This window comes from Fuchsiella alkaliacetigena, from assembly GCF_023227765.1.
GTDB classification, from domain to species: domain Bacteria; phylum Bacillota; class Halanaerobiia; order Halobacteroidales; family Acetohalobiaceae; genus Fuchsiella; species Fuchsiella alkaliacetigena.
Window position 1 is genome coordinate 19172 of record NZ_JALKBZ010000010.1, and the last position, 21786, is coordinate 40957.

A 21786-nucleotide genomic window follows, 5' to 3' on the forward strand; every position below is an offset into this window, starting at 1 on the left:
GTTAGTATGATTTTAGGCATAGATCCCGGCCGAAAAAAATGTGGATTAGCTATAATGGATTTTGAAGAAAATGTTTTGGCTCAAGAAGTAGTAACTAGAACAGAGCTAACTAAAAGGATAAATAGCTTGGCTGTTGAATATACTTTACATAGTTTAGTAATTGGCGACGGGACTTTAGCAGAGGAGATAATTGATAGTTTGGAGTCACAGTTAAATTTTGAAATAAAAATAATAACTGTTGATGAAAGCTATTCTACTTTAGAGGCTAGAGAGCTTTATTGGCAGCATAATCCTCGCCGAGGTTGGCGTAAACTGTTGCCTATTTCTTTACAGACTCCGCCTAGAGAAATAGACGATTATGCAGCAATTATTTTAATTAAAAGGTTTATAGCTCAAAATTAAGCAGGAATTTAGATTTAGATGTAGAACTTAGGTAATAATATATATTTTAAGTTAGCTTTTTAAAATTTGTAAAGGAGGAAGAGATTATGAAGAAGATAGCTTTAATTTTGACTTTAGTAATGCTTTTTGCAGCTACAGTACCTAGTTTAGCCTTAGCTGCTAATCCCTTTAGCGATGTACCGACAGGACATTGGGCTTATGAATCCATTGCTAAGTTAGCTGAACTGGGTGTATTGGTTGGGACAGAGCACGGGGAGTTTAAAGGTCAGGAAAAAGTAAGTAGATACGAAATGGCAGTAGTTACTGCTAAAGCAATAGGGCACTTAGAAGAAGCTGGGGAGGGATTAACCTCAGAGCAGCAAGCAGAAGTAGAAGAGATATTAGCTGACCTTTATGATGAGTTTGAAACAGAATTATCGGTTTTGAGAACAGATGTAGATCAGAACAAAGAAGATATTGAAGAATTAAGAGATGATGTAGGCGGTCCTACAACGTGGGATCTGTTAGGTATTGGTCTAGGAATTGCCGGGATAGCATTATCTCTATAATTAAATAAGGATTTAGTAGATATGTACTTAGGAATATTTTAAACCTTCTGTTTAGGCAGGAGGTTTATTTTTTTTGCTTATTTTTTGCTTAAAAGTACCAAGAGGGGTTGGGGGAAATATAAAGAACAAAGGACAGAGGATAGAGGATAGATAAAGTTCAAAGTCAAAACCTTTTTGACGCAGTGCCCTGAAGGAGGACCTTTGAAATTGAGATTCCACGAGATGTTTTTGTTTTTAAAACATTGAGAGGCGATTTTTCCGACTGAGGAAGTAGTCTTGGGCTGAATGAGCACGAATAAGTTCAAAATAAAAAGCTTATTTTTAAGTAATAGTTAAGAATCCAGAATTTAATATTTAAAACTTTTAAAATGTTTTTATTCGTGTTGATTTGTGTTCATTAGTGGTTTCAATAGATTTTAAAGGTTTTTTCTGAACTATTTGATATTCTGATTACCAAATCTTTCTCAAAATTTTAAACAGGAACTTGACTAAAAAAGCAGAATAAAGTAGATAAGAGTCATTTAAAGTAAAATATTTTTAAATACAGTAAAATAGATACATATTTTTACAAACATACAAATAAATTTTACACATTTTAATATAGAAATTGTAATTAACTTTTAAATAGTTTATCAAGTTTTCATTCTTAAAGATAAGCAGCGGTGAGAAAGGAGGTGTACCCCATAGATAACCGAACTGCTTTCAATTTAAGAATGATATTTTCGAAATACTTAAGCTGAAAAGGAAATCTCAATCTAGGCAGTAAAAAATGAGGAAACTAGGCTACTCATTTTAGCTACTACCCTGGATTAGAGGAGATAAAAAAGCTGAAGTAGAGTAGAAAAACTAACTAATAATAGTAATAGATAATCTAGGGGGATGTATAAATGAAAAACAAGTTAATTATTCTATTGGCTGTAGTAATGGTTTTTGCAATGACTGTACCAGTAATTGCTAAATCTTATTCCGATGTATCTATTGATCATTGGGCTTATGAGGCTGTACAAGATGTAAGTGAGATGGGGATTATTACTGGTTTTGAAGATGGGACTTTTAGAGGTGAAGAGAGCTTAAATAGGTATCAGATGGCGATGGTTACTGCTAGAATAGCTGAGCAGTTAGCTAAAGGTGATTTGACTCTCGAAGAGGAAGCGCAGTTGACTGAGATTAAAGAGAAGTTAGCTGAATTTGAAGCTAAAGATAATGGAGTCAGTATTAGTGGAGAGCTAGGAGTAGAATATAAGTACGAAGATGTTAATTGGGATGAAGATCGAGATGATAATCGAGACGATTATATTGATGAAGACTTGGCCGATGATGAAGTCTTTGTTAATCCTTATGCAGTAGATGGAGACCAGATTTATAGTGTTGAACGTTACTTCCAGGAAACTGCTGATTTCGATATTACAATTGAAAAGGAAGGTATTAGAGCTGATTTAGAGCTAGGATTGAAAGCAATCGCTGAACAGGATGATCATCAGGAGTTTGTAGTTGGAGATATAGCTTCGCAGGAGTTGGAGTTAGATAATATCTTTGCTACTGTAACTACTGAAGACTTCGTAGCTAAATTAGGTGAAGAACAAGAGGTGGATTTGAAGGATTACTTATTCTTCGAAGCAGAATTAGATGGAATTACAGTTGAAGCTGGTGATTACTGGGTAGGTTTAGGTCAAGAGGACCAGGATACAAGACATATGTTAGCTAGAAAGAATAATATTTTGGACTTACCAGCTAACCTATATGTAGGTGTGGAAGATCAAGTTGATAACGATAGAGAAACAGTAGTAGCTGTTGATACTGAATTTACAATGATGGATTTAGATTGGACAGGTGAATTTGCTACTAATGATTCAGAGATGGAGAATAAGTTGCTTAGAGTAGGAGTAGCTAAGGACTTAGATTTAGGCTATTTATTCAGCTTAGAAGGAAATATTGAGCAAACTGAGAACTTTAATGGAATTAAGTATGATGATGATGAAGATGATGGTTTTGAAGGAACTAAGAAAGGATATGACTTTAGAGTAGCTACTGATGTGGATAAAGTAAAGTTGGCTGTGCTTTATGAAGATTACGAATATGCTACTGAGGAAGAGCAAGAGACTACATTAAGTGCTGAAGTGCTTGCAGATAATCCTTATAGTATCTATGGTGTTAATCTCTTTGGTAACTATGAGTATAAATTGGATTCCGAAGAAGAAGTTCGTTATGTAGAAGCTAGTAGAGCTTTAGATACACTTACTTTAACTGGTATTTATGACTATGAAAGTGATGATACCGATGATAAGCTAGTTAGCTTGGACTATGCTTCTGAAATGGACATTGCTGGTATTAACTTTAGGCCGCAGCTGGGAGTGGCTGCTATTCGCGATGACCTTAACGAAGAAGATTATTTAAATAAGAAAGCAGGTTTAGAAGCAGCTTATGCTATGAGTGAAAAAATCACCTTAACTGGAGGTTATGCTTGGGCCGATAAAGAGCACCGGGTAGATATTCCTGGTGAAATGGCTAAGAGTTATGCTGCTTTAGACTATAAAATTGCTGCCGATGCTAGTGCTTCTTTAAGTTATGAAGAGGTAGACTTTAGTGGAGTAAAGGCTAGTGATGATTTCGATGTGCAGAGCTTAACTGCTGATTTCAAGCTCAGATTCTAAATTCTCTCCAAAACCCCTAGGGCAAGAGTCCTAGGGGTTTTTATTTATCTTTTAAGCAGGTGTTTTAGCTGAGGATATAGAATAAACACAATATAGCTTGGATTATGCTTAATTTTGGAAAGGGGGTTGAGGGGTCATTGATAAATGACTACAATTGATTATGAAGAATTTAATAGTACTTATAACTGTTTTATTATTGCTCTTAATCTCCCTTAGTGTTGAAGCTCAACCATTAAGTTCGGACTTTTTACTACATAATAATGAACTAGAAGCAGGGCAGATGCGAGCAGAACTTGAAAATTTGAACTTAAGTAGGCCTTCGGAAATTGAGTATTGGATAGAAAGATTAATTAAGATAGATGTAATTAGAGATAGGAGTAATAATTTTAAACGAAGAGAAAGTAGAGAACATAGAAAAATGGTAGAAGGGATTACTTATTATCAGGATTTGGATGTAGAAAGTGATTTTACTGATGATAAAGTATTAGTAGAGAAGGATGGAGGGTTGCAGTTAGGAGTTTTAGCAGATGCTTTGCGGACTAAGGAGCAAGCTAATAAAGACTTGTTAGCAGTGATTGAGTTTGACCGAGAATCTAAATTGAGTAATCAGCATAGCTTTGATTGGGAAGTGGAGACCTTTAGGGAAGAAAACTATTTAATAGATTATGAAGATTGGTATTTAGGTTTGGATTTTTCTCACTCAGAAATTGAAGTTTTACCGGAATTAGGATTTACTTATCAGACTTCTGATCGGACTTCTATTTTTGCTGATTATTCAGAAAAGATGGATCAGGATGATTTAAAAAGAACTACTACTGTCGTAGGCTTGGAGTATAATAATGATCTAGGGAGTTATCAACTTAAGTATGAATTTCAAGATTCCTCAGAACTGGAGTCTAGCTCAGCTGGAATTGAGTTAGGAGTGAGTGATTTTGCAAAAGTAAGAGCTATTTATACTTTGTTAGAGCAAGAGGTTGCTGATAAAGAGGAAATTAGTCAAGAGCAGGAACAGCTGCGTTTACAGCTCTTGGATTTAGGTTTGGATTTTAATGTTAATAATCAAGCTAGTCTTAAGTTGGGTTATCAGCTGAGTGAAAGAGATAAGACGGCTGATTTGGAAGAGGAAGAAGAAGGATTGCTGCAAAAATTTAAACCTAGTAGTGCTGATATAAAGTTGGAGCTTAAGTTTTAGTCAGGGGGAGTAGTTATGCCGGAGAAAATTAGTGTTTTATTGATATTTTTGTTAGTATTTGCTCTAGTTACTCCTAGTCTTACGGCTGAAACTTTGCAGTCTACCTTTTCTGTGGAGAGATTAGGTTTATTAGAGGAGGTAGTTACTGGAGAGCGAAATAGTGAAGAAGCTATTTTGATTAGATTGGAAGAGTTAGAAAGAAAGTTATACGGGAGAAATATGTCGGGCTCTTTAATTGAACGTTTAAATAGAATTGATAATTTGATTTTTACTAGTAGTGTGAATAGACCTTCTATTTTCTTTTCTATTAGTTCGATAGAATGGATTTTGTGGCAGGAGCTTAATCAGGGCCCGCTGGAAGAAAGACTCTTGGAGTTAGAAGAGCTATTATTAGGTAAGTCTACTAGAGGTAACTTAGTAGCTAGATTAGGAGAGTTGAAAAATCAAAGTTTGCCTGATGGCAGAATTAATGCTAAAAAAGTAGAGGTTTCGGAGGGGATACAGCTAGAAGTGAGCTTCTTGGAAGACTTAGATGCTGGCAAACTGGAAATAGGAGAAGTAGTGGAGTACGAATTAGTAAACGATCTGGTGGTAGAGGGGAAAATGGTCTTAGCAGCAGGTATTAGAGGGACAGCAGAGGTTACTAATTTAACAGAGGCTGATTTTTTAGGTCAGGATGGAATAGTGGAGTTGGAGTTTGCTGATTTAAGAATGTTAGATGGTACTCAGGTAGAGGTAGTACCTACTGATGATTTGCGTGTATATAGCGGGCGTGAGCTAGCTGCTGGGGTTAGTATTTTGGGAGTAGCTACCTTCGGGCCCTGGGGAGCAGTAGTCGGTAGCTTCGTGCGAGGTAGTAACCAAGTGATTGAAGCTGAACGGAGCTTTAGATTAGAGTTTAGTGAAACTATTGAAGTGTTGGGAATATCTATCGAAGAAGCTATGGATGAGGAAGAGAGAGAAAGGTTACAAGAGGAGTTAAGGGAATAGTTTTTTTAAGATTATCTGCCGTTTAAATAAAGTAGAAATTGCCTAAAGGAGATTTAATTGCTTTCCAGAAAATATTAAGGAAAGAAGCTAGGTATTTAGATATTAGGAAGAGGTGCGATTTTTGCTGAAAAATAAAGCTATCTTAATTGTAGTAATAGTAATTCTATTTACTTTCAATTATTCTGCCGGAGCTAGAGAGGCACCTTTTAGTATTGAAGCCGATGATCTGGTTTTAAATCAATCTGGAGAGTTAATAATAGCTTCTGGTAAGGTGAGGGTAGAGTTTGATGATTTAGTACTTCTAGCCGATGAGCTAGAGATAGATTTAGTTAAAGAAGAGGTTTTGGCGATAGGAGAGGTAAGTTATATCGAAGATGGCTTGGAGTTGACAGGTTCTAAATTAATTTATAATTACGGACAGGAGCAAGGTGAGTTTTTAGAAAGCGGCGGTAGAGTGGAGGATTTACAGGTAAGCAGTGATCGGATTGAAATGGTGAGCGAGGATGATTTTAAACTGGAGAGAGCTATGGTTACTTCCTGTATTGAGGACAAGCCTCACCATAAGTTTGTAGCTCGTCAGGCTACTATCTATCCCGGGGAGATGCTAGTGGCTAGAAATGTAGAGTTTTGGCTAGGTGATTATCATTTACTGACCTATCCTTCTTATCGAGTAATGCTAGAGGAAGGAGTAGTGGTGACGCCAATTCCTACCTTTGGTTATGGTAGTGAGGAAGGGGCCTACGTAAGGATGGATTATAACCACTATGTAAATCCCAACTTAATGGGAGAGCTTAGTTATCAATGGAATTCTAAAGCTAGCGATAGAATAGTTTTGGACTATGATTATCAAATGAGAGAAAATATAAGGTTAAATCCTATTTTTGTGCATAATCCTGATGATGATAACGATGACGATGATGATCTCAAAGAACGAGATATAAAAAAACAAGACTGGTATGGGCGCTTGATTTTTAATGGTGATTTCGATTATAATTTAAGTATGGACTCTGATTTGAAGTATATTAGTGATCGAGAGTTGATTGGAGATTTGCAGTTAACACAAACTAAGGATCAATTTTATTGGCAGTTGGATTATGAGCATAATCTTAACTGGAACTATCAGCCTCACTTCTCTTTAGGAGTGACTGAGCACGAGTTAGCTAATACAGGCCTTTTAGGTAGGGCTGAATATAGTCATAGTAAGTTGCAGTTTAGAAAAAGTGAAGAAGAGATAGCCCAACAAGAGCTGGAGTTAGGAGTTAAGCATGACTATTCATTAACCGATAGTACTAACTTAAGTTCTCAGGCTGACTTTAATCGGGCCCGTTACGAAACAGATAGTGAAGACTTAGAACATGACCTTTATAGCTTAGCTTTCGATTTGGATCAGCAGTTGCCAGCGGTAGCTGATATCCATTTGGGTTGGCAACACGTGGGAGAGAGCGGTGATACTCCTAGTGTATTTGCTGATTTCGATGATTTAACTGAGAGTAAGGCTGATCAGACTAGTTGGCGACGTTATTATGATCTGAACTTAACTGGTCATTCGCTAACAATAGGCGGTAGTGGTGCTTTTAATTGGGGACTAAAGGGACAAAGAGCTACTTATGCTACGGAGGATGTCTATGATGCCTATGGTTATCAGTTAGGTTATCAACAGGGCTTAGGAAGTAGAACTGACTTAGCTCTTAACTATGAGTACTTGACCGAGGAAGGTCAAACACCACTTAGCGATGATGAAATCGATAAAAAAGATCATCTGGAAGCTGCTTTAAGTTATAGTGGCACTAGCCTTAGTTTAGGCGGTAGCCTGGAGTATCATTTAGCTGAAAGCGAGTATACTACTGCTAAGGCGGAAATAGGCTATAGAACTAATAGCGGAGAGTGGCCTTATTGGAGTGTAGATGCTAGTGCTGAGTATGATTTTGAGGATGAGGAGTATGATGAGCAGTTAGTAGAAGTAAAGAGAGTTTATGACTGTATGGATTTCGGTGCTAATTGGGACTTTGTTGAGCAAAGAGGAGAAATTAGTTTGCAGTTGAAGTATTAAGCTGTTAGTCGTGAGCTATGGGCTGTGAGCTTTGAGCTCATAGCTACATAATAATAAATTACTTAGATAGGAATGGTTAGTATGGGTTTATCAGATTATCAGCTAGAGGAATTAAGAGGGATATTTAAAAACTATGTTGAGCTTAAAGCTGTATATCTTTTTGGTTCCTATGCTATGGGAAAAGAAGGTAAATCTAGTGATTTGGATCTAGGTATTGTATTGGCTGAAGATTATAAGCAGCAAATAAAGTTAGAAATTCTAACTGAATTAGCAGTTAAAGGTTACTGTAAGGTAGATTTAGTTATTTTAAATGAAGCTGATTTAGTAACCAAACATGAAATTGTTAAACACAATAAAGTTATATATCAGCGAGCTGATTTTGATACAAATGACTACTTTTCTCTGACAATGAGACAGTTTCTTGACTTTAGGCCTTTTCTCAAAGTACAGCAAAGATATTTAAAGGAGAGAGTACTCAATGGTTAATCAGGAGATAATTCAAAAAAGAATAGATAAAGCTAATCAATATTTAGATTTTTTGAATGAAATAAGGGCTGATTATAGCTTAAGGGAGTTTAAAAGTGATCCTCTGCTTTATGGTAGTTCAGAGAGATTTTTACATCTGTGTATTGAATCATTTCTGGATATAGGAAATCATATTATTAGTGATCAAAATTTAGGTAAGGTTGATGCTTACAGCGATATTCCGAAAATTCTTTTTGAAAATGATTATTTATCAGCTGAAATAAGGGATGTATTTATTATGATAGTGGGTTTTAGAAATATTTTAGTTCATGATTATTTGGAAATAGATAGAGAGATAGTATATTCTGTTTTAGAGGATAATTTAGAAGATTTAAAAAGACTAGTAAAAGTATTTGCTGAGTTTTTGTAATTCTATATAGGAGAGTTATTTATGAAAAGGTTATATTATTTAATCTACAATTTATTGTTAGCAGTGCTTTTTGTGCTTTATTTACCGGTAGCGTTCTATAAGCTGATTATTAAAGGTAGATATAGAGAAGGTCTTAAGGAAAGGTTTGGCTTTCTACCGCGGAGCTTGAAGTATTTACAGGAAGAACAGGTGATTTGGGTGCACGCTGCTTCGGTGGGGGAGACTATGGCGGCTAGCTCTCTAGTTAAGGAGTTAAAGAGGAAGCATCCGGAGTATCAGCTGGTCTTTTCTACTATGAGTGATACTGGCCGAGAGACTGCTCAGCAGGTGGTGGGTGAGCAAGTGAAGGAGATAATTTATCTACCTTTGGACTTTGGCTGGGTAGTTAGGCGAGTTTTGAAAAAGCTACAGCCGCGGTTGATAGTCTTGATTGAAACGGAGTTGTGGCCTAACTTGATTCGGCAAACTAAACGTTCGGGAGCTAAGGTGATGGTGGCTAGCGGACGAATTAGTGATGAAAGTATAGATCGATTTAAGTATTTAGGTCCACTGTTAAAGGAGATGTTAGCTCAAGTGGACTGCTTTAGTATGCAGTCGGAGCTGGATGCTCAGCGGATTATTGAATTGGGTGCTGCGGAGGATAAGGTAAAGGTAGACGGTAATATTAAGTTTGATAAGGAGTATCCGGAGTTTAATGAGGAGGATCAACAGCAGCTTTACCAGCAGTTTAAGTTAGATCCTCAGCGACCGATTTTGGTAGCTGGTAGCACTCATGCTGACGAGGAAGAGCAGTTGATTGAGGTTTATCAGCGGATTTGTGAGGAGTATCCGGATTTAGTGTTGATTATTGCCCCGCGCTATCCCAAGCGTACCGAGGAGATAGAGCAGCTTTTTGAGGAAGAGGGATTGGAGACGGTGCGTCGTACTAAGATTGAAGAGCGAGATCCGGAGCAACATTCAATTATTTTAGTGGATACTATTGGAGAACTGATTAAACTGTACAGTATGGCTGACTTAGTTTTTGTAGGTGGGAGTTTAATTGAGCGGGGTGGTCATAATATTTTGGAACCAGCAGCTTGTGGAAAGCTGGTTTTCTTCGGCCCGCATATGTTTAACTTTAAGGAAAATACGAAGATGTTACTGGAGTCTGAAGCTGGAGTGCAGGTGGAAGATAGTGAAGAGCTGGCAGAGGAGATGGTTTATTATTTACGCAATAGTTATCAATTGCAGCGTAAGGGACGACAGGCCCGCCAAGTGATTTTGAATAATCAGGGAGCTGTGGAAGCTAACTTACATTTAATTAGCAACTTATTGAGGAAAAATATTTTAATAGTCCGCTTAAGTGCTATTGGCGATGTAATTCATGCGCTGCCAGTGGCTAATGCGGTGCGGGAGAGCTATCCGGAAGCGGAGATTACTTGGATTGTGGAACGCAAGGCTTATGATTTAGTAGCCAATAATCCTCATTTGAATCGAGTACTACTCTTTCCTAAAGAAAGCTGGAAGGAGGAGTTTAAGCAGGCTAAGCGAGCTACCTTAAAGAAGGCTTACTCTTTTTTAAAGGGGTTAAAGGAGTATGATTTTGATTTAGTTTTAGATTTACATGGACTTTTTAAAAGTGGAATTGTTACTTACTTTAGTCGAGCTCCTTTGCGAGTTGGAGCTGCCGATAGTAAGGAAGGAAGTCGTCTTTTTTATAATCAGTTAGCTGAAGTGGAGCCGGACTTACATAAGGTGGAGCGAAACTTAAATTTGGCTAGAGAGATTGGAGCTGAAAGCAAGGTAGTTACTTTTGATTTTGCTGTTGCTGAAAAAGAGGTGAAAAAGATAAACTCTTTATTAGCTAAGCTGCCTTTGGACTTTCGAGCTCCCTGGGTAGCTATTAACCCTTATACCAGTTGGACTTCTAAAAACTGGCCGGAGGAGTATTATGCCCAGTTGACTAAAAGATTAATTGAAGAGTTGGATTGTGAAGTGTTTTTGACCGGTAGTCCGGCCGATAGAGAAGGAGTAGCCGGGATTAGGGCCCGCTTTAATGAAAAGGTCTATAACTTAGCTGGAGAGACTAATTTAAAGGAGTTAACAGAACTCTATAAACGAATGAATCTTTTTATTGGTGGTGATACGGGCCCGATGCATCTGGCAGCGGCAGTAAATACGCAGGTGCTGGCCTTGATGGGCCCGACTACTCCCCAGACACATGGCCCTTACGGTAATCAGCATCGAGTAGTGCGCCTAGAGGGACTAGACTGTTTGGAGTGCTGGGATCGTAGTTGTGAGCAGGAGCGAGCCTGCATGGAAGAGCTAAGTGTAGAACAGGTTTTTAGAGCGGTTAAGGACTGTTTAGAGGGGGATTAAGAATGGGAGGATCAGCTACTAAGATTTTAGTAATAGATTTATTATACTTGGGAGATTTAATATTTGCTACGCCTTTCTTTAGAAACTTGCGGAAGAATCACCCGCAAGCTAGAATAGATTTAGTGGCTAATGCCAACTTTGTAGGGATTATCGAGGATAATCCTCATTTAGATAATATCTATGCCTATGATAAGGAATGGAGTATTAGGCAAAGTTGGGATTTTGCCAAAGAGGTAGGAAAAAACAACTATGATTTGGGCTTTAATATTCATGGTAACTGGCGTACTGCCTTGCTTTTGCGAGTGATTAATCCCACCTATAGTGTAGGTTATGGAGGCAAAGGGAGAGGGATCTTTCTGTTTAAAGAGCTGCCTAGACGAGAAGATGGGCATATGGTTGAGAACTATTTAGCTTTTTTAGAAGATTTAGATTTGGAGATCAAGGATCAGGCGGGAGTAGAAATCCACTGGGATTCGGAAGCTGAGGCTAATATGGAGGCTTGGCTAAAAGAAAAAGGGTTAACGGTTCAGAAGCTAGTGGCTCTTAATACTGGGGGTAGCTGGGCTACTAAGCGTTGGACTAAGCAGAAATTCGCTGAATTAGGGGATAGGTTGGCTGAGGAGTATAGTTGTCAGGTATTGTTTTTAGGCGGGCCCGGAGATGTAGAACGAGTGGAAGAGATAGTGGAAATGATGGAGACTAAGCCGGTGATTGCGGTTGGAGAGACTACTATTAAGGAGTTAGCTGCTTTGACTAGCAAGTGTGAGTTAGTGATTAGCGGGGATACCGGGCCGGTGCACGTAGCAGCAGGAGTAGGAACACCAGTGGTGACACTCTTTGGGCCTTCGGATGAGCAGAAGTATCGGCCTTATAGTGAACAGAGCGTGGTAGTGAAGAAGGAGTTGCAGTGTCGGCCTTGTGGGGAGCATGAGTGTCCGCAAGATCATCATCGGTGTATGCGGTTGATAGAGGTGGATGAGGTGTTGGCAGCGATTGAGGAACAGAGGTTTTTGGGTAAGGATTTGAAGTCTTTATCTGGATAAAGGGATTATTCGATATATTCATTGTGGGCTTTAGTTTTAACTTAAAGTGCATTTTAAAAATGATGGTATTGAAAAGGATGGTTTTAAGTGAAAGAAGTTATTGATAAAGTTGATTATTATAAAGAAAAGACAGAAAAAGGTTATAAATTATTGTGGATTGATGATGATTGGGACGGCGATAATTTTAGAGATTTTCTTTATTCTTTAAAAGAAAAAGTTGATTCAGGAATAAGGATTCATGATAAACGAAATCTTTTGGTTAAGATAGATAAAGAAGAAGGTCTTCAAGCTGATATTGCAGTTAAAAAATTTAGATTAACCAGAAAATATGACAAAATTAGATTTTGTTTTATAGATTCTAAAGCGGTTCGCTCTTTGAGAATAGCTTTTGCTTTACAGAAAATTGGATTAAAAACTCCTCAACCTATAGCTGTAATAGAGGAAAGGGGAAAATTCAATCAGCTAATTTATAGCTATTATGTGACAGAATATGTTGATTATGATTATTCTTTGCGTGATGTAGTTGAAAATAAGGTAAATTATTCTTCTCAGCAATTTGAAAAATTATTATCAGAATTGGCGAAAGAATTATATGAAATGCATGAACAAGGAATAATTCATAATGACTTGCATGTTGGCAATATCTTAGTAAAAGATTTAGATGATAGTTTTAGCTTTTATTATATTGACTTAAATCGAGCTAGAATTAAAGATAAATTAAGTAAAAAACAAAGAATTAAGGACTTAGCTAGATTGAGGTTAACAGAAGAAGAACAAAAGTTGCTTTTAAAAGATTATATTCCGGCCAAATATAAAGAGTGGTTGCCTTGTATTAAAGCTAAAAGGGAGAAAAGGAATAAATTTCGTAAGTATAAGAAAAAAATCAAAGGCTTTTTTAATTTAAATAGTTAATTTTCTAATGATATTTATATAGATTTGAAGAATTAGAGGTGGTTTATTTGCTTAAAAAAGAAAATTATAACTCTAAAATTGAAGTTTACTATTCTAATGAGTTAGATTATACTCAACTTAATAAAGGTTTAACTAAAAAAGTAGTTGAAAGTTTTAAAAAAAGTAATGAAATCTTAAAGAATGATGATTTAGAGTTGGTTAAGTCAGAAAATGAGTTGGATAATAAAAAAAAATTAAGACAAGTTTTTAAATTAGAAATTAATAATAAAAGTTATTATGTAAAAAGGCTATTTAAAAAGAGATTTAGATATTTATTTAATTTTAATAGTTTTAAAAAATTATTTAAAGGAGGAATTAGAAGCTTTAGAACTTTAAAAAAGTTAGAAGCTATTGGTATCTCAGTAGCTAAACCAATTTTTGCTGTGGTTTATAGGAGAGGAACTTTTATTTTTGATAGTTTATTAGTTACTGAGGAAGTTAAAAGTATTTCAATTTATAATTATCTTCGTCAAACAGAAAAGATTACTTTCCAAATGAGAAAAGAGATGATTTTAAAATTAGCTAAATTTTGGGCTAAACTATTTAATAACAGTTTTTTATTTAAAGATGCACATTTAGATAATTTTTTGCTTAACTTTAAGGAAGGTTCCTTTAATATTGTATTGGTAGATGTTGATGCTATATCTTTTAATCCAAAATTTTTACCAAGTAGTCGTATAGAAATTAAAACTTTAGCTCGCTTTGGTGCTTCGGTAATTGAAGCTCTTGTTGATACTGGGATTCCAATGATTAATAAACGAGAAATTGCAACTTTTTATCAAGAGTTTTTTAATAGATATTATAGAAAGGTTGATCCTAAAGAATATTTAGCAAAAGTTAATAAGGCTATAATTGAAAAATTAATTGATAGAGATAAGAGAGATCTAATTAACAAGGCAGAGTTTTTAGATTATCAAAATCAAATTTAAAATATAATAATGAGGTGAATCATTTATGGGATTAGCTTTTAGAAGTGAAATTAAAAATAATAATGTATTAGAAAAGTTTTTTTTATTAGCTATGTTCTTTTTTACTTTTCAGAGTGCTATGAGAAATATTTTTTTAGGGTTGTTATTTATTGCCTATTTAATTACAAAATTATATTATAAAGAGTTTAAAATTACTTCCAGTGAATTTAATAAATATGTAGTAATATTTTTTATATTTAGTCTCCTATCTTTATTTAGAGCAGATAATTTAGCAAGAGGCTTGGATGCTTTGATAAGTCCTATTTTCAGATATGTTGCTTTTTATTTCATGGCTTTAGAGTTGATAAAGTTAGAGAAAGTAAAAAAATATATTAATATTATTTTTGCTAGTAAGCTATTAATGATGATTTATGGTTATTATATGGATTATTTTACTGATAATGATTTTTTTCGAGGTTCTAATGCTAGGGCTGCTTTTGCTGGTTTTATGGTCTTTTTTGCTTTAACATTATTATTTACACAAAAAAGCTCAATTTATAAAAACTTATTATATGTTATAGGGTTTCTACTAGGAATTATGGCCTTACCTATTCAATCGCGGGGTGCTGTAGTAGGTTTTGCAGTAGGAATTTGTATTTGGATAGTATTGATGTTTTATAAAGAATTTGATTGGAAAAAACTAACAGTAATTATAGTGTTAATAGCTCTTATTTCAGTTCCTATTTTAAACTCAGAACGCTTAATGCGAGATTTTGATCGATTACGAAATTATCAAGACACATTAAGTACTCGCTTAAATATGTGGAAGGTTTCTATTGATTTAATCAAAGAAAATCCAGTTTTGGGAGTAGGAATAGGTAATTTTAAACCGGCGGCTTTTGAGCAGGCAGAAAAAATTATGGGGGAAGTACCTTGGAGTAGCCGGCATCGACATCCTCATAACTTATATTTGCAAATTGCTATGGAGCAGGGAATAATTTCATTAATTATATTTTTGATTATTATATTTAAAGCATATAAAATCTCTTTTAGTAATTATCGTAATTTTAAAATGGGAGAGTGGGGTTATTTTGTGGCTATTGCATTTATAGCTATGTCCATAGCTTTATTGACTCAGAGTTTAGTTAGCTTTGTTACTAAGCGAAGTTATAATGGGATTACTTTGATTATACTGTTTATTCTTAATTATAAATTTTACTATGCTAATTTGCTTGGAAGAAGTGATAACTGATGGAAGTAGTTAAAAAAGAGTATGCTGAAGTTAAAGTATATAATCCTTTAGAAGTAGAAATTGATTTTGATTTTATAGCTGAAATAAAGGATTATCTTTTATTTGCTAAAGATAGTTATCTTTCTTTTGAATTAGTTAAGGAAGATAAAAGTGATGTTTATCGATTGGAGTATAAGAAAGAACCTTTTTATGTGAAGCATTATAGTTATAAAAGTTTTAATAAAATAGCTAAGCGATTTTTTCGAGGAGCTTACGGAGTGAAAAATTTAAAGACAGCTGTTAAGTTATTAGCAGCAGGGATTAATGCAGTACAACCTATAGCTACTTTAGTTTATAAAAGAAATTTTTTATTTGTAGATAGTATTTTTATTATGAAAGAAGTTGAGGGCTTTGATCTCTATGATTATTTAGCAGAAAATAACTTTAGCTATCAATTTAAAAGAAAGTTAATTATCAAGTTAGCTAAATTATGGGCAGAATTATATAATAATAAATTTTTACATAAAGATCCTAACCTTTTTAACCTATTTATCAATTGGGATAATGGGGATTTTAATTTAAGTCTGGTAGATATTGATAATATTTATAAACTTCCTTTTATTCCTAAGAAATTAGTGGTGAAAAACTTATTTAAATTTAATGAAAGATTGATAGTTAATTGTAATGAATTAGGATTAGAATTGGGGAAAAAGGAGTTATTATTATTTTGTACAGAATTGGTAGATGCTTTACAATGGGATAATATTGACTTAAAGAGTTTTATTGATCAAGTGATTAAAGGGACAAAGGCTAGATTAAAGCGAAAGCAAAAAGAACATCTGTGGTATAAGTACAGTAACTAGATAAAGATTCTAGTATTAAAGGTGAGGTTTAAAATGGCATTTGAAATAAAAAAACAAAGATATAATTCTAAGATTAAGTTATATTTTAGTAGTAAACCAAATAAGCAATTGCAAGAAGATATAATTACTTTTCTTAGTTCTGATTATAATTTGCCTCCGGATGGATTTGAACTGATAAAAAAAAGTCAGCGCAGGGGAAGAATAATTTTTAGATATAATTCAGGAATTGAAGTTTATTATATCAAAATATTATTATCAAATAAATTTAGAAAGAAAATAGAAAATCTTATTTCTCCAGAGGGATTAAGATATTTCAAAATTTCAAAAAAGTTATTAGCTGCTAGAGTTCCTATAGTTCAACCAATGTTAGCCATGACATTTCATAAATCCTTATTACGAGTTGATGGGGTTTTTGTAACTAAGGAATTCAAAGGCATTAGTATGCGGGACTATTTTAAACAAAATAGTCTAGCTGATTTTGATCGAGAACTAGGGTTAGATATTATAAAGTGTTTAGCTAGAATTTGGGCTAATATTGTTAATAATGATTTTTTACATCAAGATCCTACACCTAGTAATTTTATGATTAATATAGCTCAACAAGGTTTTAAATTATCTTTAGTAGATGTAGATGATATTTATCCACTTCCTTTTTTACCGCACAAATTAGTTTTACATTCTTTAGCTAGATTTTCTAGAAAATTTTTTTCTAGTTTAATTAGGACTAAAAATGAGGAGTTTATCGGCCAGCAAGAGAGATATATTTTTTTTAAAGAATTCTTAGCTCATTATAAACGAGATATTGATTTTAAAAAGTTTGTAAGGGATGTTAATCAATTAACTATTAAAAAATTAGTTAAAAGAGATTATGAAGATTATATTCTTCAAAGTGATATTATGAAAGACATTTATTCAAGGTCTAAGCACAAGTAGGATTAATTTTCAGAGGGGAGGTGTGGAATTGGAGTTTAATAAAGAAAAATATACTTCCAAAATCAAAATTTATTATAATACACCAGATTTTAAAGGTCTTTCTCAAAGAGCAATAGACTATTTTTGGTTAGATAAAGATTTTCTTGAAGAGAATATAGAGTTGATTAAAGATGGTACTTCAAGAAAGATCAGGGTTTTTAAGTTAAACTATGATAATAAAACTTACTACTTGAAAAAGTACGCTTTTGAAAGAATAGATAAGAAACTACAAAATAATCTTTTCCGTCGACCTGAAGGAATTAGAAATATGAAGAATGCTCATAAGTTATTGGCAGCTGGTATTCCTACGGCTAAACCTATTTTCTCAGCTACTAAACGCAAGTTGCTTTGTCGGGATAGTATCTTCGTTAGTGAAGAAGCTCCGGGAATAGAATTAGCTGAATACATAAATGAAAATGGCTTAAGTGGTCAGCAAAGATTAATTAAAGCTTTAGCTGGCTTCTGGGGAAGGTTTATCGGTAATAACTTTATCCATCAAGATCCAGGACTGGATAATCTGTTTGTTAATCTTGATGAAGATAAGTTTGAACTGACTTTAATAGATATTGATAGTGTTTATGCACTTCCTTTCTTGCCTAAGATAGTGGCTTTACATACCTTGGCTAGGATTGTCTCTAAATTACATAAAAAATTATTTAAACTCGAACATCATCCGCTGACTAAGAGAGAGCAAGATTTATTTTTGCAGGAGTTTATCGCTAACTGTAGTAAGGACTTTGATTTTGAAAAACTGAACTATAAACTCAATAAATTGATTGTGAAGAAGATGATTAAAAAAGATCGGCGGAATATCGTTGCAGCTAATGAAAAGCTGTCTGCTTTTTTATAATTTTTAATTTATGTCAATTCAATGATGGAGGTTGTGCAGATGAAGATTGCTTATTATTTGGCTAAAGGAGTAAAGTTTGTATTTGAAAAGAAGCTTGGTCAAGCAACGGTGCTTAAGGTAAATCCTCGGCAGATTAACTTGTATAATCCTAAACCGCATAGTCACTTTAAAAGTCGTTGTAAAAGAATTATTAAAGAGTCCTTGTGGACTGAGGCGCTAAAGATGTTATTAACAGATAAGGAGCGTTTGTTAAGCAAGCTGTATTTAATTCCTGGGGACTGGGATTTAGATACTATTCCTTATCGGGAGTATGAGACTTATCAGCACATGGAGGAGTTGTATAATTGTAATTATAACTATCAAGAGACAGAACGCTATCAGGAACTGATGGAGTTGATTGAACGAGGAGAGACCTTTAAGCACAAGGGCCCGGTGATGAAGAGCAAAGAAGATATAGAGGAACGCTACTTTGGTCGCTACATAAAGACCTTTCGGAGTATGGAAGAGAAAGGCTATATTAATAAAAGGTTAGATGACTTAGGCTATGTTGCTATTAGCAGAAAGGGAGAGATAGTTAAGATGCAGCGGGGTCGGCATCGTTTAGCTATAGCTCAGCTGGTGGGGATAGAGTCCTTTCCGGTTAAGATTAAGTATATTCATCCGCAATGGATAGAAAAGCAGCTTGAACAGAGCTCAGCTAATGAGCTTAGTCTGGATTTCTTGCGTGAGTCATTGCAGAGGCTACAGGAGAAGTATAAGCAAGAAGAGTTATTTGTTGAGGATGACAAGGCAAGCGCTAAATTATAAATGGAGGTTGAATAATGAAATTGGCAGAAGTATTTTATCACTTGATTACCTTTAGAAAGTATATGTTAAAAAGAAAAATGGGAAAAATCACTACTTTTGAAGTATCCCCAGCTAAGATTAACTTATATAATGGAAAGCCCCATACTATATTTAAAGAACGATGTAAGAAGATATATCATAACTCTTCTAAAAAAGAACTTATAGCTCTTTTTTTTAATGAAAGAAGACTAATTAAAGACTTATTTGTGGTAGCTGGTGATTGGGATTTGGAAGCTACTCCTTTTGTGGAGCACGAGACTTATCAGCAGATGGAAGAGCTACACCGATATAATTATAATTATGAAAAGACTGAACGCTATCAGGAAATGATGGCTTTAATAGAAGATGGGGAAAGTGTTAAGCATAAGGGCCCGAAGATGAAGAGCAAAGAGGAAGTTATTAATCGCTATTTTAAGCGCTATATAAGCGTTTTTAAGAGTATGGAAGCGAACGGATATCTTGATAAAATAACTGATAGGATACGAGATGATCTAGGTCGAGCAGGGATCGGTAGAAATGGAGAAATAATCAAGATGGACAAGGGTCGGCATCGTTTAGCTATAGCCAAGATTTTAGACATAGATACGATACCGCTTAAAATAAACTATATCCATCCCCAATGGATAAAAAAGCAGCTTCAACAAAGCTCAGTTAATGAACTTAATTTGGATATTTTACGTAAATCATTAAAGGTAGTACAGGAGCGATATAATCAGGATGATCTATTTACAGAAAATAATAAAGCAAATATTAAACAGTTGTAGGAGGCTAAAGATGGAGAGAGTGTTTAAGTTAAGCTTACTAGTGTTTTTGATTTCAATAATTGCTAATCCTGTTTTAGCCGAGGTGGATATATCTGGTGAAGTTAGGACGATTTACGATAAGGCTTATTACGGTAGTGAAGAGGAGTTGATTGGTGAGATTTGGGCCCACCCCGAACTCTTGGACTTAAATATATATCTATATAATGAGCGCTATCATACTACTGAGGATATACTAAAGCTACCTCAAAATGAGTTTTTTAAACAGGAGTATGCTTTTAGGTTTAAAGAGGATTTGAATGAGCAAACGGACTTTCAGTTGGATATATTAGCTAGAAGTCATTTTATCGAAAATAAAAGACAGGTTGATACTGATAGTGATAAGTTAGCTGAACGACGAGATCCGCCGCGGGATTTGGAGTTATATCGGGCTTTGTTGAAAGTGGAGGGAGCTAATTATGACCTAGCTATAGGAGATTTAGTTGAATTAAAGGCTGAGGATTACTTTTTACACCGCAAAGACTTAAAGGGCTTAGATATGCAGAGTGATTTAGGTAGCTTCGATTTAAGAACCTTTCACGGTGGACATAATCCAGACTACTTATATGAAAATGATCCTAATTGGGAGAAAAAGTATTCCGGTTTAGTTTTGAGTAGAGATTTAAGGAGTAGTATTGTTACTGGGAAGTATTACTTTGTTAACAATAATGAATTAGTTAATCTTGCTCTAGCTACGGAGACTGAGTTTACCCAACTGCTTAGCGGAGAGGCGGAGATAGTCTATAATACTTCTAACTCTAGTTATAATGATAAGATAGTAGATCATCCTGATGACGAGAGAAGCGATCTATTAGCTAGAGCTGCTTTAACTGCGCAAAGTGATCAAGCTACTTTATCTTTGGGAGCTGAACAGATCGGCAAGGACTTTCAGCTTGTATATGCTGATCGGCTAAAGCGGGGAGTAACTGCTGTCTATCTAGAGGGTAGTTATAAGCAGGAGAGCTTTAGTCCTCGTTTTAAGTTAGAGGCTCAGGATTATGACTATTGGGACTTGGATTGGGAAGAGGCGGAGTATGATCCTGATAGTTTTGAAGATGAAGACTACGATAAAGAAAAGGATTATCTGAGCAAGAAGTATAGGAAGTTAGTAGCTGGAGTAGGAGCTGATTATAAGTTAAGTCAGCAGACTGATTTAAAGGCTGATTATAAAGCTCGGTGGCGAGATGATACTGAAAATATAGAGTCGCAGCTTCTTTTTAGAGCAGATAGAAGTTCTTACTTAAGACCGGAGTTGATTTTTAATAATGAGTTGATCACTCAACTGGATACGGAAGAGCTTAACTTTATTTATTTTAAGAATGGAGTAGAGTACAGTATTTCTGAACGGAGAGCTCTGAACTTTAATCTTAGTTATTTATATGGAGAGGATAAAGTGAGGGATCAGCGAAGCGATGGAAATAGACTCTATATTGACTATATTTTAAAATTCTAAGTAAAGTATGCTTTTTGTTTATTGATATAAAGGACTTTCAGGAAAACTATTGAATTATTAATGATATGGAAATTATTATTAGTTGAAGCAGGATGAAGGGGGGACAAGATGAGAAAGTTAAGTTTGTTGATAGTGATGGCTATATTTTTAACTATTACTGCTACTACTCCAACTTTGGCTAGTACTGATTGGACTTTGGAGGCTTTGGGTGGGGTAGTTTATAATTTAGAAACAGTTTTGCGGATTGAAGAAGAGGATGGGGAAGAGATAAAGATTGATAGAGCTGATTATGCTACCAGGCCTTTCGATACTCCACTTTATTATTCTTTAAGAGTTGCTAGGTGGAAGGATAATGCTGCCTGGGAGTTCGAGTTTATTCATCATAAGCTCTATTTGGAGACTGAACATGAGGATATTGATAACTTTGAGGTCACGCATGGTTACAATATATTTACGATTAATAGAGCTTGGAATATTAATAACTTTGATTATCGTCTAGGAGCAGGAATGGTGTTGGCTCATCCGGATGTGACAATGGCTGGGGAAGAACGATTTGTTGAAGAGGGTGGTATTTTAGATACTGGTTATTATTTAACGGGCCCTGCTTTACAAGCCGCGGTTAGCAGACGCTTTGAATTAACGGAAAAATTATTTGCTACTGTGGAAGGAAAAGCTACTTCTGCTCGGGCTGTAATGCCGATTAGTGAAGAAGGCGAAGAGGCTAGAGTGCCTAATTTAGCTTTACATGGACTATTTGGAATTGGTTATAAATTTTAAGAGAGG

The 21786-nt window shown here is 35.0% G+C and carries 20 protein-coding genes; all 20 read left to right on the forward strand.

Translation table 11 applies throughout. From position 1 onward, the window contains the following. Positions 1-6 precede the first annotated feature (6 nt). The 20 genes from ruvX to MWH30_RS04445 all read left to right on the forward strand — a co-directional run bounded on the left by ruvX (position 7) and on the right by MWH30_RS04445 (position 21780). A complete protein-coding gene (gene ruvX / locus MWH30_RS04350; RefSeq protein WP_248662834.1) occupies positions 7-402 on the forward strand; it encodes a Holliday junction resolvase RuvX in 396 nt (131 codons plus the stop codon). Positions 403-488: 86 nt separating this feature from the next. Continuing rightward, positions 489-950 carry an S-layer homology domain-containing protein gene (locus tag MWH30_RS04355; protein ID WP_248662835.1) on the forward strand — a complete coding sequence of 154 codons (462 nt, stop codon included), beginning with the start codon at positions 489-491 and terminating at the stop codon, positions 948-950. Positions 951-1837: 887 nt separating this feature from the next. Beyond that, positions 1838-3601 (forward strand): S-layer homology domain-containing protein, encoded by a 1764-nt coding sequence (locus tag MWH30_RS04360; RefSeq protein ID WP_248662836.1) that lies wholly within the window; start codon positions 1838-1840, stop codon positions 3599-3601. A gap of 160 nt (positions 3602-3761) precedes the next feature. Next, positions 3762-4793, forward strand: coding sequence for a hypothetical protein (locus MWH30_RS04365; RefSeq protein ID WP_248662837.1), 1032 nt, complete (start codon positions 3762-3764; stop codon positions 4791-4793). A gap of 15 nt (positions 4794-4808) precedes the next feature. Next, positions 4809-5783: a hypothetical protein gene (locus MWH30_RS04370; RefSeq protein ID WP_248662838.1), complete on the forward strand. Its 975-nt coding sequence runs from the start codon at positions 4809-4811 to the stop codon at positions 5781-5783. A gap of 121 nt (positions 5784-5904) precedes the next feature. Further along, entirely contained in the window at positions 5905-7833 is a 1929-nt protein-coding gene (locus MWH30_RS04375) for an LPS-assembly protein LptD (RefSeq protein ID WP_248662839.1), read from the forward strand. 81 nt (positions 7834-7914) lie between these two features. Further along, positions 7915-8319 (forward strand): type VII toxin-antitoxin system MntA family adenylyltransferase antitoxin, encoded by a 405-nt coding sequence (mntA, locus tag MWH30_RS04380; protein WP_248662840.1) that lies wholly within the window; start codon positions 7915-7917, stop codon positions 8317-8319. Beyond that, the gene (hepT, locus tag MWH30_RS04385) at positions 8312-8728 is read left to right on the forward strand and encodes a type VII toxin-antitoxin system HepT family RNase toxin (RefSeq protein ID WP_248662841.1); all 417 of its coding nucleotides are present in this window, start codon (positions 8312-8314) and stop codon (positions 8726-8728) included. Before mntA ends, hepT begins: the two co-directional genes overlap by 8 nt. Before the next feature lie 21 nt (positions 8729-8749). Then, the gene (gene waaF, locus MWH30_RS04390) at positions 8750-11086 is read left to right on the forward strand and encodes a lipopolysaccharide heptosyltransferase II (protein ID WP_248662842.1); all 2337 of its coding nucleotides are present in this window, start codon (positions 8750-8752) and stop codon (positions 11084-11086) included. 2 nt (positions 11087-11088) lie between these two features. After that, the gene (waaF, locus tag MWH30_RS04395; protein ID WP_248662843.1) at positions 11089-12129 is read left to right on the forward strand and encodes a lipopolysaccharide heptosyltransferase II; all 1041 of its coding nucleotides are present in this window, start codon (positions 11089-11091) and stop codon (positions 12127-12129) included. 87 nt (positions 12130-12216) lie between these two features. Continuing rightward, positions 12217-13041: a lipopolysaccharide kinase InaA family protein gene (locus MWH30_RS04400; protein WP_248662844.1), complete on the forward strand. Its 825-nt coding sequence runs from the start codon at positions 12217-12219 to the stop codon at positions 13039-13041. Between the two features lie 215 nt (positions 13042-13256). Continuing rightward, a complete protein-coding gene (locus MWH30_RS04405) occupies positions 13257-14009 on the forward strand; it encodes a lipopolysaccharide kinase InaA family protein (protein WP_248662845.1) in 753 nt (250 codons plus the stop codon). 25 nt (positions 14010-14034) lie between these two features. Beyond that, positions 14035-15240: an O-antigen ligase family protein gene (locus MWH30_RS04410; protein WP_248662846.1), complete on the forward strand. Its 1206-nt coding sequence runs from the start codon at positions 14035-14037 to the stop codon at positions 15238-15240. Further along, entirely contained in the window at positions 15240-16082 is an 843-nt protein-coding gene (locus tag MWH30_RS04415; protein WP_248662847.1) for a lipopolysaccharide kinase InaA family protein, read from the forward strand. Before MWH30_RS04410 ends, MWH30_RS04415 begins: the two co-directional genes overlap by 1 nt. A gap of 33 nt (positions 16083-16115) precedes the next feature. Then, a complete protein-coding gene (locus tag MWH30_RS04420) occupies positions 16116-17015 on the forward strand; it encodes a BUD32 family EKC/KEOPS complex subunit (protein WP_248662848.1) in 900 nt (299 codons plus the stop codon). A gap of 28 nt (positions 17016-17043) precedes the next feature. Further along, complete coding sequence (locus MWH30_RS04425; protein ID WP_248662849.1) at positions 17044-17904, forward strand: lipopolysaccharide kinase InaA family protein; 861 nt, start codon at positions 17044-17046, stop codon at positions 17902-17904. Between the two features lie 39 nt (positions 17905-17943). Then, on the forward strand, positions 17944-18711 hold the full coding sequence (locus MWH30_RS04430) for a hypothetical protein (RefSeq protein WP_248662850.1): 768 nt from the start codon (positions 17944-17946) through the stop codon (positions 18709-18711). Between the two features lie 14 nt (positions 18712-18725). Beyond that, positions 18726-19514, forward strand: a complete 789-nt coding sequence (locus MWH30_RS04435) for a hypothetical protein (protein WP_248662851.1) — start codon at positions 18726-18728, stop codon at positions 19512-19514. Positions 19515-19524: 10 nt separating this feature from the next. Beyond that, positions 19525-21003, forward strand: a complete 1479-nt coding sequence (locus MWH30_RS04440) for a hypothetical protein (protein WP_248662852.1) — start codon at positions 19525-19527, stop codon at positions 21001-21003. A gap of 108 nt (positions 21004-21111) precedes the next feature. Next, positions 21112-21780: a hypothetical protein gene (locus MWH30_RS04445; protein WP_248662853.1), complete on the forward strand. Its 669-nt coding sequence runs from the start codon at positions 21112-21114 to the stop codon at positions 21778-21780. Positions 21781-21786: the final 6 nt, after the last annotated feature.

Bases quoted from the DNA above. Each gene is read 5' to 3' on its own strand.
- waaF (WP_248662842.1), top strand. From the start codon at position 8,750: ATGAAAAGGTTATATTATTTAATCTACAATTTATTGTTAGCAGTGCTT.
- waaF (WP_248662843.1), top strand. From the start codon at position 11,089: ATGGGAGGATCAGCTACTAAGATTTTAGTAATAGATTTATTATACTTG.
- MWH30_RS04415 (WP_248662847.1), top strand. From the start codon at position 15,240: ATGGAAGTAGTTAAAAAAGAGTATGCTGAAGTTAAAGTATATAATCCT.
- MWH30_RS04420 (WP_248662848.1), top strand. From the start codon at position 16,116: ATGGCATTTGAAATAAAAAAACAAAGATATAATTCTAAGATTAAGTTA.
- MWH30_RS04440 (WP_248662852.1), top strand. From the start codon at position 19,525: ATGGAGAGAGTGTTTAAGTTAAGCTTACTAGTGTTTTTGATTTCAATA.
- MWH30_RS04430 (WP_248662850.1), top strand. From the start codon at position 17,944: ATGAAGATTGCTTATTATTTGGCTAAAGGAGTAAAGTTTGTATTTGAA.
- MWH30_RS04410 (WP_248662846.1), top strand. From the start codon at position 14,035: ATGGGATTAGCTTTTAGAAGTGAAATTAAAAATAATAATGTATTAGAA.
- MWH30_RS04445 (WP_248662853.1), top strand. From the start codon at position 21,112: ATGAGAAAGTTAAGTTTGTTGATAGTGATGGCTATATTTTTAACTATT.
- mntA (WP_248662840.1), top strand. From the start codon at position 7,915: ATGGGTTTATCAGATTATCAGCTAGAGGAATTAAGAGGGATATTTAAA.
- MWH30_RS04360 (WP_248662836.1), top strand. From the start codon at position 1,838: ATGAAAAACAAGTTAATTATTCTATTGGCTGTAGTAATGGTTTTTGCA.
- MWH30_RS04355 (WP_248662835.1), top strand. From the start codon at position 489: ATGAAGAAGATAGCTTTAATTTTGACTTTAGTAATGCTTTTTGCAGCT.
- hepT (WP_248662841.1), top strand. From the start codon at position 8,312: ATGGTTAATCAGGAGATAATTCAAAAAAGAATAGATAAAGCTAATCAA.
- ruvX (WP_248662834.1), top strand. From the start codon at position 7: ATGATTTTAGGCATAGATCCCGGCCGAAAAAAATGTGGATTAGCTATA.
- MWH30_RS04370 (WP_248662838.1), top strand. From the start codon at position 4,809: ATGCCGGAGAAAATTAGTGTTTTATTGATATTTTTGTTAGTATTTGCT.
- MWH30_RS04365 (WP_248662837.1), top strand. From the start codon at position 3,762: ATGAAGAATTTAATAGTACTTATAACTGTTTTATTATTGCTCTTAATC.
- MWH30_RS04435 (WP_248662851.1), top strand. From the start codon at position 18,726: ATGAAATTGGCAGAAGTATTTTATCACTTGATTACCTTTAGAAAGTAT.